The 15,845-nt window shown below is 69.7% G+C and carries 13 protein-coding genes; 3 read left to right on the top strand and 10 right to left on the bottom strand.

What is annotated here, in order from left to right; translation table 11 throughout:
• Positions 1 to 124: 124 nt before the first annotated feature.
• Positions 125 to 1,018, bottom strand: coding sequence for a TIGR01459 family HAD-type hydrolase (locus ACT54R_RS11040; RefSeq protein WP_168458665.1), 894 nt, complete (start codon positions 1,016 to 1,018; stop codon positions 125 to 127).
• Between the two features lie 107 nt (positions 1,019 to 1,125).
• Positions 1,126 to 2,682 carry a UDP-N-acetylmuramoyl-L-alanine--D-glutamate ligase gene (murD, locus tag ACT54R_RS11035; RefSeq protein WP_476326178.1) on the bottom strand — a complete coding sequence of 519 codons (1,557 nt, stop codon included), beginning with the start codon at positions 2,680 to 2,682 and terminating at the stop codon, positions 1,126 to 1,128.
• A 227-nt stretch (positions 2,683 to 2,909) separates the two neighbouring features.
• On the opposite strand from murD, the gene ACT54R_RS11030 reads away from it, so the two are divergent.
• On the top strand, positions 2,910 to 3,131 hold the full coding sequence (locus ACT54R_RS11030) for a YgaP family membrane protein (RefSeq protein WP_476326176.1): 222 nt from the start codon (positions 2,910 to 2,912) through the stop codon (positions 3,129 to 3,131).
• 68 nt (positions 3,132 to 3,199) lie between these two features.
• Here ACT54R_RS11030 and mraY read toward each other — a convergent pair whose 3' ends face one another.
• The 7 genes from mraY to ACT54R_RS10995 form a co-directional block, all read right to left on the bottom strand.
• Entirely contained in the window at positions 3,200 to 4,285 is a 1,086-nt protein-coding gene (gene mraY, locus ACT54R_RS11025; protein ID WP_168458660.1) for a phospho-N-acetylmuramoyl-pentapeptide-transferase, read from the bottom strand.
• Between the two features lie 7 nt (positions 4,286 to 4,292).
• Positions 4,293 to 5,741, bottom strand: a complete 1,449-nt coding sequence (locus tag ACT54R_RS11020) for a UDP-N-acetylmuramoylalanyl-D-glutamyl-2,6-diaminopimelate--D-alanyl-D-alanine ligase (protein ID WP_476326173.1) — start codon at positions 5,739 to 5,741, stop codon at positions 4,293 to 4,295.
• Positions 5,738 to 7,216 carry a UDP-N-acetylmuramoyl-L-alanyl-D-glutamate--2,6-diaminopimelate ligase gene (locus ACT54R_RS11015; RefSeq protein WP_476326171.1) on the bottom strand — a complete coding sequence of 493 codons (1,479 nt, stop codon included), beginning with the start codon at positions 7,214 to 7,216 and terminating at the stop codon, positions 5,738 to 5,740. Before ACT54R_RS11015 ends, ACT54R_RS11020 begins: the two co-directional genes overlap by 4 nt.
• 90 nt (positions 7,217 to 7,306) lie before the next feature.
• On the bottom strand, positions 7,307 to 9,253 hold the full coding sequence (locus ACT54R_RS11010; RefSeq protein WP_476326169.1) for a peptidoglycan D,D-transpeptidase FtsI family protein: 1,947 nt from the start codon (positions 9,251 to 9,253) through the stop codon (positions 7,307 to 7,309).
• An 11-nt stretch (positions 9,254 to 9,264) separates the two neighbouring features.
• Positions 9,265 to 9,873 carry a cell division protein FtsL gene (gene ftsL / locus ACT54R_RS11005; RefSeq protein WP_168458657.1) on the bottom strand — a complete coding sequence of 203 codons (609 nt, stop codon included), beginning with the start codon at positions 9,871 to 9,873 and terminating at the stop codon, positions 9,265 to 9,267.
• Positions 9,874 to 9,878: 5 nt separating this feature from the next.
• Positions 9,879 to 10,916, bottom strand: a complete 1,038-nt coding sequence (gene rsmH, locus ACT54R_RS11000) for a 16S rRNA (cytosine(1402)-N(4))-methyltransferase RsmH (RefSeq protein WP_476326167.1) — start codon at positions 10,914 to 10,916, stop codon at positions 9,879 to 9,881.
• Complete coding sequence (locus ACT54R_RS10995) at positions 10,913 to 11,386, bottom strand: division/cell wall cluster transcriptional repressor MraZ (RefSeq protein WP_476326165.1); 474 nt, start codon at positions 11,384 to 11,386, stop codon at positions 10,913 to 10,915. The genes rsmH and ACT54R_RS10995 overlap by 4 nt, the downstream gene beginning before the upstream one ends.
• A gap of 323 nt (positions 11,387 to 11,709) precedes the next feature.
• Here ACT54R_RS10995 and ACT54R_RS10990 point away from each other — a divergent pair, with 323 nt between their 5' ends.
• Entirely contained in the window at positions 11,710 to 12,729 is a 1,020-nt protein-coding gene (locus tag ACT54R_RS10990) for an SPFH domain-containing protein (protein ID WP_476326163.1), read from the top strand.
• Between the two features lie 4 nt (positions 12,730 to 12,733).
• Positions 12,734 to 13,180, top strand: coding sequence for an NfeD family protein (locus ACT54R_RS10985; RefSeq protein ID WP_168458653.1), 447 nt, complete (start codon positions 12,734 to 12,736; stop codon positions 13,178 to 13,180).
• A gap of 9 nt (positions 13,181 to 13,189) precedes the next feature.
• On the opposite strand, the gene ACT54R_RS10980 is transcribed toward ACT54R_RS10985, so the two are convergent.
• Entirely contained in the window at positions 13,190 to 15,841 is a 2,652-nt protein-coding gene (locus tag ACT54R_RS10980) for a TIGR02302 family protein (protein ID WP_476326160.1), read from the bottom strand.
• Positions 15,842 to 15,845: the final 4 nt, after the last annotated feature.

Below are 15,845 nucleotides of genomic sequence, written 5' to 3'. Positions count from 1 at the left end.
CAGGCCTTGCCTTGGTGTTCGGCGGAATGCCCGGAACCTCGACGGCACCGGGACAGGATATTCGGCCTTCGAGATCGGTCAAACCACGGGCAAATTCAAGGAACCGAATGTCGCCCGGATGCACCTACCACGCGAGGCGGGGCATGACGCCACGCGGGTGGGCATGGCCGGTGAAGAGATCGGCGAGGGATTCGGTGTCGGGAATGGCGCCGTCGATGGATTTCAGCTCCTGCGCATGGATGCCGCCGGAGATGAACAGGCTGTCGAAACCGGCATCGTTGGCGCCGGCGATATCGGTACGCAGCGCGTCGCCGATGCCGAGCACGCGGGAGCGCTCCACCGCCTCGCCACGGATCACCTCGGCGCGGGCGAAGGCGGTGTCGTAAATGGGGCGGTATGGCTTGCCGCACCAATAGGCCTTGCCGCCGATCTGCTCATAGGCCTGGGCGATGGCCCCGGCGCAGAAGATGAGCTTGTCGCCGCGCTCCACCACGAGGTCCGGATTGGCGCAGATGAACGGCAGTTCCCGCGCCTTCATGGCGGCGAGGGCGTCGGCGTAGTCCTCCGGCGTCTCCACGTCGTCGTCGAGGAGGCCGGTGCAGACCACGAGGTCCGCGTCTTCAAGGCCGGTGAGGGTGAGGTCCAGCCCGTCGAACGTGCCCACGTCCCGCGCAGGACCCAGGTGATAGACGCGAGCGCCCGGCCGCGCCTCCAGCATGTCGCGCGTCACGTCGCCGGAGGTGACGATGGCGTCATAGGCGGTGCGTGGCACGCCGAGGCCGTCGAGCATGCCCATGATGAAGCGGTTGGGCCGCGGCGCATTGGACACCAGCACCACCGTGGCGCCGCCCGCCCGCACCTTCGTCAGTGCCTCGCAGGCGGAGGGAAAGGACGCGACGCCGTTGTGCAGCACGCCCCAGACGTCGCAGAGGATCAGGTCGTAGGCGCCGGCGAAGGCGGAGAGGCCTTCCACCAGCGGCGGGGCGTGCAGGGGCGTGCGGGTGCCGGTCTCGGCCATCGATCTCTCCATTGTGCGGCGCACAAATGCCACGGAAGGCCTTGAATCACAAGGCCAGCCGCCGGCTCGGGGTGGATTGGGGGCGGCGGACGAAGCCGGGGCGGGGGTCAGGGATGCCCCTTGCCGGGATGGCCTCCGGGATGTCCGCCCATGTGGCCTCCCGCACCATGGGGGTGTCCACCGCCATGCGGGTTGCCATGGGGATTGCCGTGCGGATGGCCGCCGCCCTTGGGCGGCTCCTTCTGCGCCGCCGGCGTAGTGGACCGGGTGCGGGCCTCGATGCCCGGCAGCGCCTGCACCAGCGTGCGGAACGCGTCGCCGCGGACCTCGAAATTGGGATATTGGTCGAAGCTGGCGCAGGCCGGCGAGAGCAGCACCACCGCATCCGGGCGCCCGGCCGCTTCGGCGTCCCGCGCGGCGGCTTCCACCGCCTTGTCGAGGGTGCCGACGATCTCGTGGGGCACCGTGTCCCCCAGCGTCGCGGCGAAATCCTGCGCCGCCTCGCCGATCAGATAGGCCTTGGCGACACGATCGAAGAAGGGCGCGAGCGGCGCGATGCCGCCGGCCTTCGGCTTGCCGCCGGCAATCCAGAAGATGTCGGTAAAGCTCGTCAGCGCCCGCTCGGCGGCGTCCGCATTGGTCGCCTTGGAATCGTTGACGAACAGCACCTTGCCCTTGTTGCCCACCTCTTCCATGCGGTGGGCGAGGCCGGGGAAGCGCTTCATGGCCACCGCGATGACCTCCGGCGCGACGCCGAGCGCACGGCAGGCGGCATAGGCGGCGGCAGCGTTCTGGGCATTGTGCGCCCCGCGCAGGGAGCCGATGCCGCCCAGCGGCAGGCGGAAGACCTCGGCTCCGCCTTCGGACACCACCAGGCTCTCGCCCTCGCGCCAGATGCCGTCCGGCAGCGGCCGCCGAACCGAGATTCGCACCACATGCTTGCCGGCGCGCTCTGCCCGGTCGGCCATGGCGGCGGAGAAATCGTCGTCCACGCCGACCACGACGGTGCCGGTCTGCTCGACCCCGGTGACGAGGCGTTCCTTGACCGCTGCGTAGTTCTCGATGGTGCCGTGGCGGTCGAGATGGTCCGGCGTGATGTTGAGCATCACCCCCACGGAGGGGTCGAGGCCGGGGGCAAGGTCGATCTGGTAGGAGGAGCACTCCACCACATGCACGCGGCCGGGCTTCGGCGGGGCGAGGGAGAGGATGGCGGTGCCGATGTTGCCGCCCATCTGCACGTCGCGTCCGGCAATGCGCAGGATGTGGGTGATGAGCGCCGTGGTGGTGGACTTGCCGTTGGTGCCGGTGATGGCGATGAACGGCGAGCGGCGCGCGATGGCCTGCCGCTCGCGGCAGAACAGTTCGATGTCGCCTATGATCTCGACGCCCGCCGCCTGCGCCAGCTTCACCGACCAGTGCGGCTCGGGATGGGTGAGCGGCACGCCGGGGGCGAGGATCAGCGCCTGGACGATGGTCCAGTCGATGTCGTGGAGATCCTGCACGAGGATACCCGCCTCGCCGGCCTTGCGGCGGGAGGCTTCGGAATCGTCATAGGCGACAACGGTGGCGCCGCCGGCCTTGAGCGCCTCTGCGGTGGCAAGGCCCGAGCCACCCAGCCCGAAAAGGGCGACGGTTGCATCCTTGAAGACGGTGACGGGGATCATGGCGGTAAAATCGTCCGTTGCGGCAATGCAGTCCGGGCTTCCGTCTAGAGCATGATGCGAAAAAGTGCGAACCCCTTTCGTAGGCAGAGGCCGGCGCGGCGCGCCTTAAGGGAAATCCCCTGCTTGCCCGTTTCGACATTCATATTATTGAATGTAGCTGGCGGGATCGCTTGCGTGCTGCGCTGGATTCGCCCGCTGAACCTGGATGCCGGAATCGGGAGAGTGAGATGGTCGCGAACGTTGGTGGGATCGACCGGGTGCTGCGCTTCGTTGTCGGGGTCGTGCTGATCCTGGCGCCCTTCGTGGCTCCCTCCGTGCCGGCGCTGGCCGGGCTCGGGCATTGGACGTGGCTGATCGGCGCTGTAGGCGTGGTAATGCTCCTCACCGCCGCGTTCCGCTTCTGCCCGGCCTATCCGCTGCTGGGCATCAATACGTGCGGGCGAGGGTGAGGTAGGCAGGCGCATGAAAAAGGCCCGCAGATCGCTCCGGCGGGCCTTTTCATTGAGCAATAGCGTCCTCACCGCAGCTTGAGCGTCGCGAGGCCCGCGAGCGCCAGCACCACGGCGACGATCCAGAAGCGGATCACCACCTGCGGCTCGGTCCAGCCGAGCTGCTCGAAATGGTGGTGGATGGGTGCCATCTTGAACACCCGCTTGCCGGTGAGCTTGAACGACGCCACCTGCACGATCACCGAGACCGCCTCCAGCACGAACAGGCCGCCCACCACCGCGAGCACGATCTCGTGCTTGGTGGCTACCGCGACCGTGCCGAGCAAGCCGCCCAGCGCCAGCGAGCCGGTGTCGCCCATGAACACCTGGGCGGGCGGGGCGTTGAACCACAGGAAGCCGAGGCCGGCTCCCATCACCGCGCCGCAGACCACCGCCAGCTCGCCGGCGCCGGCGACATAGTGGATCTGCAGGTAATCGGCGAACCGCACGTTGCCGGACAGATAGGCGATGAGGCCGAAGGTGCCGGCCGCGATCATCACCGGCACGATGGCGAGGCCATCGAGCCCGTCGGTGAGGTTCACCGCATTGCCCGCGGCGACGATGACGAACACGCCGAACACCGCGAAGAAAACGCCGAGGTTGAGCAGCAGGTCCTTGAAGAAGGGGAAGGCCACGGAGGTCGAGAGGCCCGACTTGCCCATGGTCATGATGATGACCACGGCAACGCCGGAGATCACCGCCTCGATGGCAAGGCGCGTCTTGCCGGAGAGGCCGTTGTGGGTCTGCTTCGTCACCTTCAGGTAATCGTCATAGAACCCGATCATGCCGAAGCCGATCATCACGAGCAGAACGGCCCAGACGTAGACGTTGAAGAGGTTCGCCCACAGGAGCGTCGCCACCGTGATGCCGGCGAGGATCATCAGCCCGCCCATGGTGGGCGTGCCCTTCTTGGTGAGCAGATGCGACTGCGGCCCGTCGGTGCGGATGGGCTGGCCCTTGCCCTGCTTCAGCCGCAGCATGGAAATCATCGCCGGGCCGAACAGGAAGACGAACAGCAGCGCCGTCACCACGGCCCCGCCAGTGCGGAAGGTGATGTAGCGGAAGACGTTGAAGGCCGTGAAGGACTGGTGGAGATCGGCAAGCCACTGGAGCATCTGAATTCTATCCTTCGAGCAGCGCATCCTCGGCGGCGCGGAAGCGCTCGGCGAGGCTCTTGACCAGCGGTCCCATGCGGCTGCCGTTGGAACCCTTGACCATCAACGTGTCACCGCCCCGGATGGCGGACGCCACCATGGGCTCGAGGTGGGAGGCGTGGATCGCATAGCCGCCCCGCCGTTCCGAGGGGAGGGCCTGCCAGAGCGCATGCATCTGCGGTCCGCAGCAGAACACCACATCGATCTTCGCCGCGCGGATCGCCTCGGCGAGTTCGGCATGGTGCGCCTCGCCGTCGGGCCCCAGTTCCAGCATGTCGCCGAGCACCGCGATGCGGCGGCCGCGCGGGCCCACCGGGGTGCGGCTGAGCACGTCGAGGGCGGCGCGCATGGAGGCGGGGTTGGCGTTGTAGCTCTCGTCCAGCAGTGTCGCCTGCCCGCCCTTCACCTGCAGGCGCAGCGCGACGCCGCGGCCGGGGGGCGCCTTCATCTGCGACAGCGCGAGGCCCACCAGCGCGAGATCAGCGCCGACGAGCTTCGCCGCGGCGAGCACTGCCAGCATGTTCTGCACGATGTGGCGGCCCGGCATGCCCACCTTGAAGGTCACCGGCGTGCCCATCACGTCCGCCACGCCCACCGAGCAGTAAGATTGCAGCGCGGCCTCCTTCAGCCGCACGTCGGCGCCCGCTGTCTCGCCGAAGGTGACGATGCGGTCGATGCCCAGCGCCTCGGCGGCGGCCTTGAGGCGGGGGAAGAGGGGATTGTCGAGGTTCAACACCACCGCGCCGCCCGCCTCCAGCCCCTGGAAGATTTCCGCCTTGGCGTCGGCGATCTCCTCGATCCCCGAGAACTGGGCGATGTGAACCGGCTCCACGGTGGTGATGATGGCGACCTGCGGGCGCACCAGCTTCACCAACGGCGTGATCTCGCCGGGATGGTTCATGCCGATCTCGAAGACGCCGTAGCGCGCCTCGCGCGGCAGGCGGGCGAGGGAAAGGGGCACGCCCCAGTGATTGTTGTAGGAAGCGGCGGAGGCGTGGGTCTCGCCATCGGCGCCGAGCGCGATGCGCAGCGCCTCCTTGGTGGTGGTCTTGCCCACCGATCCCGTCACCGCGACGATGCCCGCCTGCGAGCGCGCGCGGCTGGCGCGGGCGAGGTCGGTCAGGGCAGCAAGCACGTCGTCCACTACGAAGAGGGGGGCGTCGGCGGGGAGTTGCGCCAGCTTGTCGCGCGCCACGACGCAGGCCGAGGCGCCGGCCTCCAGCGCCTTGCCCACATAGGCGTGGCCGTCGCTGTTCTCTCCGGCGATGGCGAAGAACGCGTCGCCGGTCGCCAGTGAGCGGCTGTCGATGGAGATGCCGGTGGCGTCGCGCGGCGTGCCGCGCACCTCAGCCCCCATGGCCGCCGCCATTTCCGCGACGGAGTGGAGGACCCGGCCTTCCGTTTCGCCCGCATTCATGCCGCGACCTCCTTGAGGGCGGCGAGGACTTCCGCCGCATCCGAGAATGGATATGTCCGGTCGCCGATGATTTGGCCCGTTTCGTGACCCTTGCCGGCAACCAGCAGCGCATCCCCGCTTTCGATGAGGGCAACGCCGGCCCGGATGGCCTCCGCCCGGTCGCCGATCTCGCGCACATTGTCCCGGCCGGCGCCGCGGGCGCCTTCCAGGACCTCGGCGCGAATCGCCGCCGGGTCCTCGCTGCGCGGGTTGTCGTCGGTCACGATCACCGTGTCCGCCTTCATCGCGGCGATGGCCCCCATGATGGGCCGCTTGCCCCGGTCGCGGTCACCGCCGCAGCCGACCACCACCACCAGTCGGCCGGGGATGGCGGCGCGCAGGGTGTCGAGCACGGTGGCGAGGGCTTCCGGCTTGTGGGCGTAGTCCACGAACACCGGGCGGCGCGGGTCGTCGCCCATGCGCTCCAGCCGCCCCGGAACGCCCTTGAGGTGGGCGAGGGCAGCGAACGCCTCGGCGCGATCCGCCCCGCAGGCGATGGCGAGGCCGGCGGCGAGCAAGGCGTTGTCCAGCTGGAAACGCCCGACCAGCGGCACGACGGCGCTGGAGCCATCCGCGAACATCACCTTCTGCCCGGCTGGCGAGCCCGTCGCGGCGGCAATGTCGATGCCGTCCGCCCGTCCCTCGCCGATGGGCAGGAGCCGGAGGCCGCGCGTCTGCGCCCACGCGAGCGCGGTCGCGGCGAAGGGGGCGGAGGTGACGGCCACGGCGGCGGCGTCCGGCGGCATCACCTCGGTGAAGAGGCGGAGCTTGGCGCGGAAATAGGCGTCTATCGTGGGGTGGTAGTCGAGATGGTCGCGGCCGAGATTGGTGAAGCCGCCGGCGGCAAGGCGCACGCCGTCAAGCCGCTTCTGGTCGAGGCCGTGGGAGGAGGCCTCGAGCGCCATGTGGGTGACGCCCTCTCCCGCCAGCGCATCCAGGGTGGCGTGCAGCTCCACCGGATCGGGCGTGGTGAGGCTGCCATAGGTCGCGCCGTCCGGCTTCACCAGCCCGATGGTGCCGAGATACGCCGCGCGATGGCCGAGCCGCTCCCAGATCTGCCGCAGGAAGAAGGCGACCGAGGTCTTGCCCGCGGTGCCGGTTATGGCGGCGATGGTCTGCGGCTGGCGCGGATAGACGCGAGCGGCGGCCAGCGACAGGGAGCGCCGGGCGTCCAGCGTGAAGGCGAGGGCCACCTGCGGCGGCAGGATGGGGGCCGGCGCGGTCGGCTCCATCAGCACGGCGGCGGCACCGCGCGCGATGGCGTCGGCGATGAAGCGGGTCCCGTCCGCATGGGTGCCGGGGATGGCGACGAACAGGTCGCCGGGCGTGATGCGGCGGCTGTCCGAGGACAGGCCGGTAATGGGCTCTTGCGCGCCGTCGGGCGTCAGGATGCGGGCGTGGCCGTCGAGGATCTGTCCGAGGGAATGTATGGTCATCGGACCCCTTTCTGGCATTCGCCCGCCCCGGTTGTCACCCCGCGCGGGCTGCCGCTGCGGTGGCGGTAACGCGATCCCGCAGCGGTGACTTCAATGGCGGTCGGCAACCTTGAGCGGCATGCGGAGCAGCTGTTCCGCATCGGGCAGGTTCTGGCGCGGCGCGATGTTGAGCATGGGGGCAATCCGCTCGACGATCTTGCCGGCCGTGGGTGCGGCGTTCCAGCCCGAGGTTGCGAAGCCGTAGGTCTCCGACGTCGCCTTAGGCTCGTCCAGCATGACCAGAACGAGGTAGCGCGGCTTGTCCATGGGGAAGATCGCGGTGAAGGACGTGAGCAGCTTGTTGTGCGCATAGCGCCCGTTCACCACCTTCTCGGCGGTGCCGGTCTTGCCGCCGACGAGGAAGCCGGGCACCTCGGCCTTTTTGGCCGAGCCCTTCTCGGCATTGAGGCGCATGACGTAGCGCATCTTGTCCGAGGTCTCGGGCTTCAGCACGCGCACCGCCAGCTTCTGCGCCTCTTCCGGCGTGCGCTTGATGAAGGTGGGCGGAATGAGGAAGCCGCCGTTGACCATGGAATTCACCGCCATCACGGCCTGCAGCGGGGCGACGGAGAGACCGTGGCCGAAGGCGATGGTGGCCGAGTTCAGTTCACCCCAGCGCTTCGGCACGATGGGTTCGGAGCTTTCCGGCAGCTCGGTCTTGAGCCGGTCGAGCTGGCCCATCTTCTTCAGGAACGCCTTGTGCGCTTCCACGCCGAGGGAGAGCACCATCTTCGCGGTACCCACGTTGGACGAGACGAGGAAGATCTCGGGCACCGTGAGGACGCGGTTCTCGGCGTGGTAGTCGTGGATGGCGAACTTGCCGAAATGCAGCGGCGCACGGGCATCGAAGGTCGAGTTCAGGCCGATCTTGCCCGAATCGAGCGCCATGGCGAACGACAGCGCCTTGAAGGTCGAGCCCATCTCGTAGACGCCGGTGGTCAGCCGGTTGAGATAGGCGTCGTCCTTGGGGTTGCCGGAGCTGTTGGGGTCGAAATCGGGGATCGACACCAGCGAGATGATCTCGCCGGTATTCACATCGGTGACCACGCCCATGGCGTGCAGCGCCTGGAACTTGTTCTTCGCCTTCACCAGCTCGTCGCGCACGGCGTGCTGCACGCGCACGTCCATGGCGAGCTGAACCGGCTCCTGCTGGCGGTCAGTGGCGAAGCCGGCGAGGTGCAGCTCGGCGAGGCCCCGGCTGTCGATCCACTTCTCGATGCCGGAAATGCCCTGGTTGTCCACGTTCACCCCGCCCATCACGTGGGAGATGATCGGGCCGTCGGGATAGATGCGGCGGTTTTCCTTCAGGAAGCCGATGCCGGGAAAGCCGAGGCGGTGGATGGCGCGCATCTGCGCCGGCGTGATCTCGCGCTTCAGCCAGGCGAAGCCCTTGCCGGAATTGAGGCGCTTGCGCGCTTCCTCCACGTCGAGGTCGGGCAGCACCTTGAGCAGGCCTTCCAGCGCCTCGTCGGGATCGATGAGGCGGCGCGGCTCGGCGAAGAGGGACGGGGACTTCACGTCGATGGCGACGATGTCGCCGTTGCGGTCGATGATGTCGGGGCGGGCGGAGGCCACCGCATCCGAGCCGCGCCCGCGTCCGCCGCCGCCGTCCGCGGTCATGGCGAGGTGGGAGAGCTGCATCGCGATGGCGACGAACAGGCAGCAGAAGGCGGCCATCACCAGCTTGATGCGCCCGCGCGCCACCGTATCGGGATCGGTGCGGTCGAGGCCGAAAAGCCCGCGCACCACATGACGGACGCCGCGCCAGGCGAGGTGGCCGAGATGCACCGTGAACGGCCACAGCACGTTCCAGCTTGCGACGGCGGCCCGCGCGGAGCCGCGTGCGGTTGCGCGGCCGGCGGCCTTGCTGCCGGCGCCGAGACGATCGAGCAGCACCGCGCAGGAGGCGTCGGCATCCCGGAGCACGGGGCCGACGGCGGCGACGATGCCGGCCCACATGCGGGCGAGGCGGGCGGAGATGGAAGACAGATCAGCCATTTCGGACCTCGTCAGCGGAAACCGGCCAGGAATCCGGAGAGCTTTTCGAGGGGATTGGTGGGCTCCGGGGGCGGCGCGGGTGCCGGTGCGGCGGCGGCCGGCGCGGGCTGCATGGGGGGCAGGGGCCGCGGAGCGGTGGGACGGGGTGTGGCGGACGCGCTCGCGGCTGGCTTCGACACCGGCGCATTGGCCGGGCGCAGCGCCGAAGTGGCCGGCACCGTGGCGCCACCCGAGCTCGTGGGGGCCGTGGTAGAGGCCGAGGGCTTCGAGCCGGCGGAAGACGTGACGAGCGGGGCGTCCACCAGCGCCTCGATCATGCCGCCGATGCCGTCGCCGCTGGAGGCGGGCTTGGCGGGCAGGTCGTCGAGGCTGGAAATCGAATCGACATCCAGCCGCTTCATGTCGAGATGGCGCTCGGCGAGGCCCTGGATGTAGATGGGCGAGGTGCGGCGCGCCCATTCCGCCCGCATCAGGGCGATGGAATCACGCTCCTTGCGGATCTGGGTGCGCAGGGTGGCGAGCCGCTCGGCCTCGGCGGTGGACGAGACCTTGAGCTGGTAGACCACCGCGGCGGTCACCAGAAGCGCGACGACCATCACGACATTGGCGACCCGAAACATCTCGACTAGCGTCTCCGCCCTGGGCGTTGCGGTGATGGGGGCGGAAGCAGCCCCATCAGGTCACCGCCCGGATGCGCCGGGGCGTCCGTGCGCTCGGCCGCGCGAAGCTTCGCGGACCTTGAGCGCGGGTTGCCTGCCACTTCGTCGGGACCGGGCTCTATGGCTCCCTTCGCCACGAGGCGGAAGGAGGGCTCCGGCCCTTCCGCTTGCGGCTGGTGGCGCGAGGCGGACGGTGCCTTTGACCGGTGTGACAGAAAAGTCTTAACGATCCTGTCCTCTAGGGAATGGAAGGTGACGACCACCAGCCGCCCCCCCGGCCTGAGCGCCCGCTCGGCGGCGGCGAGAGCGTCCACAAGCTCCTGCAATTCCTCGTTCACGGCGATGCGCAGGGCCTGAAACGTGCGGGTGGCGGGATGCACCTCGCCCGGCTTCGCCCAGACCACGCGCGAGACGATCTCGGCAAGTTGTGCCGTGCGGGTGATGGGCGCCTCTTCCCGCGCCTTCACGATGGCCTTGGCGATGGCGCGCGAATGCCGCTCCTCGCCGAAGGTCCAGATGATGTGGGCGAGGCGGACTTCATCGAGCGTGGCGCAGAGGTCGGCCGCCGAAAGGCCGTCCGCGCCCATGCGCATGTCGAGCGGCCCGTCGCGGCGGAAGGAGAAGCCGCGTTCCGCCTCGTCGAGCTGCATGGAGGAGACGCCGATGTCCAGCACCACCCCGTCGAGCGGTCCGAAATCCTGCTCGGCCGCGATCTCGTCGAGCCTTGAGAAACGGTCCTGCACGAGGAGAAGGCGCTTGCCAGAGGCTTCCACCAGCGTCTGCCCGGCGGCGATGGCCGTGGGGTCGCGGTCGATGGCGAGGACTTGGCAGTCCGCCGCGGCGAGGATGGCGGAGGTGTAACCTCCCGCGCCGAAGGTGCCATCCACATAGTGGCCGGCGTCCTTCGGCGCGAGGTGCGCGAGAACCTCGCGGAGCATCACCGGCAGATGACGGGCCGGTCCGCCAGCGGCGTCGGCGGGGCCGACCCCGTGGCCCGTCGTCATGTCCGTTCGCCCCTCGGGTTCTCCGCTCGGGAGCCGATGGCCTGGCGCAGCTCGCGCACCCTTCGGGTGGCCTCCGCGAGATGTGCCTTCAGCCGCTCCGGTTCCCAGATCCGGAACTTGTGTCCCATGCCCACGAACGCCACCTGGTCGGTGATCGCCGCATGGGCCTTCAACGTCTCCGTCAGCACCACCCGGCCCTCCGGATCGATGCGCAGGGTCTCGCTGGTGCCGTAGAGGGCGGCGGCCAGCTCTTCGCGCGCCTCGGAATAGGGCGGGTAGCTGTCGATCAGCGCGTCGATCTCGCCGACCAGACGGTTACCGCCGGCATCCAGCGCCGGTTCCGCAAGGCTCGGATGGCAATAGAGGCCGTCCGTGCCGTCCTTCATCAGCACCGTCCGATAGGGCGCGGGGATGGAGACCCGGCCCTTGGCGTCAAGGCGCATCGTGTAGGTGGACACGAAGCGGTCCATGGCGCCCGGGTGCCCTCGTGTTGCAACGGGCGCCGTTCAAGGCCGCCCGCGTGACGGTCGAGACCGTCCATCCTGTTTATGGGTATCTATGGGTTATCATGGGCTGACATGGGCCGTCAATGAAACGGCATGGGTGCCGCTGTCCCGGAATGGGACCTTCTCGGCGCTCCACGGAGAACATGGCGCGAACGAATCGCGTGCGAATCGGAGGAGGTCGTCTCTTCTCCTTCCGTTCCCGCCCGCCGGCGGCCGCCTTGCCCCCGCCCCCTTGCCCATGGCCATATGCGCCACCGGCCGCAGGGGGCCGGCCATAGGGGCGTCCCATGATCGAGATCGGTCCCAACCTGTTCGTGCTGGTGCTGCTGGTGCTGGCGGTGGCGGTGGTCTTCTCCGGCGTGAAGACGGTGCCGCAGGGCTACCAGTACACGGTGGAGCGCTTCCGCCGGTACACCAAGACGCTGATGCCCGGCCTCAACCTCATCGTTCCGTTCATCGATCGCATCGGCAACCGCGTGAACGTGATGGAGCAGGTGATCGACGTTCCGAGCCAGGAGGTCATCACCAAGGACAATGCCACCGTGACGGTGGACGGCGTGGTGTTCTTCCAGGTGTTCGATGCCGCCCGCGCCTCCTACGAGGTCGCGCGGCTCGACACTGCAATCCTCGCGCTCACCATGACCAACATCCGCACGGTCATGGGTTCCATGGACCTCGACCAGCTCCTGTCACACCGTGACGAGATCAACGTGCGCCTGCTGGCGGTGGTGGATGCGGCGGCCTCGCCCTGGGGCATCAAGATGACCCGCATCGAGATCAAGGACATCGTGCCGCCCCGCGATCTGGTGAACGCCATGGCCCGCCAGATGAAGGCCGAGCGCGAGAAGCGCGCCGTGATCCTCGAGGCCGAGGGCCAGCGCCAGTCGGCCATCCTGAAGGCGGAAGGGCAGAAGCAGGGGCAGATCCTGCAGGCCGAGGGCCGCCGCGAGGCCGCCTTCCGCGATGCCGAGGCGCGCGAGCGGCTGGCGCAGGCCGACGCCAAGGCCACCGAAATGCTGTCGGTCGCGGTGGCGAGCGGCGATCCGGCGGCGCTCAACTATTACATCGCCGAGAAATACGTGAAGGCGTTCGAGACGATGGGTGCCGCGCCCAACCAGAAGGTGGTCCTAATGCCCTATGAGGGAACGGCGCTGCTCTCCTCCCTCGCCGGCATCGGCGAGATTGCCAAGGGCGCGTTTGGAGGGGGCGCGTTCGGACCCGGTGTTGCGGCGACCTCCGCCGGGCCGGAGCGCCCGGCCAGCCGGCGGCCCACCGGCCCCGCGACCCTGCCGCCCCGGGAGGATTGAGCCCATGCCGCTCCTCACCCATCTCGGGCCCTGGGCCTGGTTCGTCCTCGGCGGCGTGCTGCTGGTGGCGGAGATCGCGGCGCCGGGCGCCTTCCTGCTGTGGCTCGGCCTTGCCGCGCTGGTCACCGGCGCCATCGCCTATGGGGTCGCGCTCGCGTGGCAGGCCGAGGTGCTGGTGTTCGCCGCGCTGGCGGTGGTGGCGGTCCTCGTCGGCCGACGCATCAGCCCGGCGCCGGGCAAGGCCTCCGACAGGCCGTTTCTCAACCGGCGCGCGGAAGGGTTCGTCGGCCGGGTGTTCACGCTGGATGCCCCCATCCTCGGCGGGGTGGGGCGGGTGCGCATCGGCGATACGGTGTGGCGGGTCGAGGGCCCCGACGTGGCCGCGGGGCATGATGTGCGCGTGGTCAGCGCCGACGGCGCGACGCTGAAGGTGGAGCGGGCGGAGGGGTAAGTCTCCGCCTCAGTTCAGCCCGCGCAGCAGGCGCTCCAGATAGTCGAGCTCGATCTGCGGACGCTCCGGCTGCTCCAGCCGGCGACGCAGCTCTTCCAGCACGCGGCGGGCGCGCTGGGCGTCCACCTCGTCCGGCACCTTCACGGTGAAATCGTCGCCATAGTCCTGGCTGCGCAGCGGGCGGCCGAGGGGATCAGTGCGCTGCGCGCTCTCCTCGCCGGGACCGCCGGGGCCTTGGCCGTTCTGGTTGCCCTGCTGCGCTTCGGCCATGGCCTGCGCCCCCTGGCGGAGCGACTGGAGGGCACGGCCCTCGGCGTCAAGCGCGCCCTGTCCCTCGCCGCGGCCGAGGGCTTCCTCCGCCTCGCGCATGGCCTGTTCCGCCCGGCCCATGGCCTCGCCGGCCCGGCCCATGGCGTCGCCTTCCCCGCCTTCGCCGTTCTGGCCCTGCTGACCCTGTCCCTGCTGGCCTTGCCCCTGTCCCTCTTGCATCCGGCGCATCTGGTCGAGCATGCGGCCAAGGCGCTTGCGCAGCTCCTGCTGGCCCTGCTGCAAGTCCGAGAAGCCGTTCTCGCCGGGCTGCTGGCCCTGACCCTGCTGCCCTTGTTGACCTTGCTGCCCCTGCTGGCCGCGCTGTCCTTGCTGACCCTGTTGCCCTTGCTGACCTTCCCGGTTCTGGCGCCAGGTGCGGTCGCGCAGGCGCTGCTGCTCCTGGATCATCTTGCCGATTTCGCTCTGCTGCTGCTGGCCCTGCTGCTGGCGGCCGGCCTGACGGTTGCCGGGGCGCATGTTCTCCATCATGGCCTGGAGCTGGTCGAGCAGTTCCCGGGCGGCGTCCTTGTTGCCGGAGCGGGCGAGATTCTCGATGCGATCGAGCATCTTCTGCAGGTCCTGCGGACGGACGATGCGGGTGTTGGGATCGAGCGGGCGGGCGTCGGTGCCGCTGTCGCGGCGCGATTCCTCGGCCAGTTGCCGCATCATCTTTTCCATGGCCGCACGCAGATCCTGCGTGAGGCGCTTGATCTCCTCGTCGCTGGCGCCGCGCTCCAGCGCCTCTCGCAGCGCTTCCTGGGCGGCGCGCAGCTCGCGCTCGGCATCGGAGAGGGTGCCGTCCTCGATCAGGACCGCGACCTCCCAGAGATAGTCCACCAGCGCGCGCAGATCGTCATCGTTGCGGGCGTTCTTGGCGCGCGCCAGCGCGGTGCGCAGGCCGAGATATTCGCCGGCGCCGGGCGTGAACTGCGCCGGGGCAATGGTGAGGCCTTCCAGCACCGCCACCAGCCTGCGGCGGTTGCTGGCATCGAAGGCGAGGCGGCGGCGCTCGTCGATGAGCGCCTTGGCGAGGGGCTTCGAGAAGGCGCGCGCCGGCAGGCGCACCACCTTCGTCTCGCTGACGCCCTCGTTGCCGGCCTCGTCGCGGGCCATGAGGTGGACCTCCACGCGGGCACCGGCCCACGGATGGGCGACGAGATCCTTCGAGGTCTGCGCGGCTCCGGTGCGCCCGCCGGCCGGCAGGGTCAGCTTGAAGTCGGGCGGCGGCACCAGCGGCTGCGCCATCTTGCGCGGGGATGCGCCGGGGCGGGGGAACAGTGGCGGTTCGGGCGGCAGCGGCGCGAACAGCGCCTCCGCTTCCTTGACGCCGTAGTCGTCCTCCATGCGGTAGGCCAGCACGAGCGTGTTGCGCTGGCCGGGCTGCGGATCCTTGGCGAAGCTGATGGTGGGCTTCTGGTCCGCCAGCACCTTGAAATGCCACGAGACGCGGCGCTGGTCGGGGCCGAGGAAGGTGACGTCCGCATCCTCTCGGATCGCATAGCGCTTCTCGCCGGCCGCCGTCGGCGCGTCAGCCTCGGGCTTCACCTCCGTGATGCCGCCGTCGAGCTTGAGAGCGGCGGTGTCGATGCCGGATCCACGTACCACCAGCGTGCTGCCCGCCGGCACCTGCAGCGCGGCGGCGTTCAGCGACGTGGGGTCGTCCGAACGCAGGCCCGGAAGCACCACGGGGGGGCGGCCGGTATAAGCGGGCGGATCGATCCAGGCGTCGAGCCGGTAGGGCGGGGGCGGGACGATGGTCTTCCAGTCGAAGGCCGCGCCGATGCGGGAAAGATGCTGCCCCGGTGCCATGAAGACCGTGGCCGCCAGCGCCAGTACTGCCAGCGCGCGGAGAGCGCGCGGGTCCAGCCGCGCGAGGCCGGGCGATGGCGTGCCGGCCTTCAGAGCGCGGGCGGCTGCGAGTGCGCGGGCAAGGTGGGCGCGCCACAGGGCCGCGCCTACCGGATCGTCCGGGCGGGTGGCGAGGCTGTCGGAAATGGCGGTGGCGGGGCGGTGGGCGAGGGCGCTCTTGGCGTCGAGGCGCGCCACCGCCTCCTCCCGGCTTGGCCAGCGCAAGGCGAGGAGCGGGCGGGCCGCGAACAGGAGGGCGAGGGCGAACAGGACGACGCCGGCGATGCGCGCCCACACGGGCGCCGACACCCAGACACCGGCGAAGGATACGGCCAGGAACAGCGCCAGCGGAACGCCGGCCCGGGCGAGGGCGGGCCAGGCCCGCTCCCAGAACACGGCATAGCGGGCGCGGGCGATGGCGCGCTCGAGCAGGTCACGCGCGTGTTCTTCCGGCGTGCGGTCCTCGGGCCTGCGCGGGCGTTTTCCGTCGCGAGATGCGCTCACACCC

The sequence above is a fragment of the Xanthobacter sp. DMC47 genome (assembly GCF_056313845.1).
The sequence above is the reverse complement of the archived record's forward strand: the minus strand, read 5'-3'. Positions and strand labels throughout refer to the sequence as shown.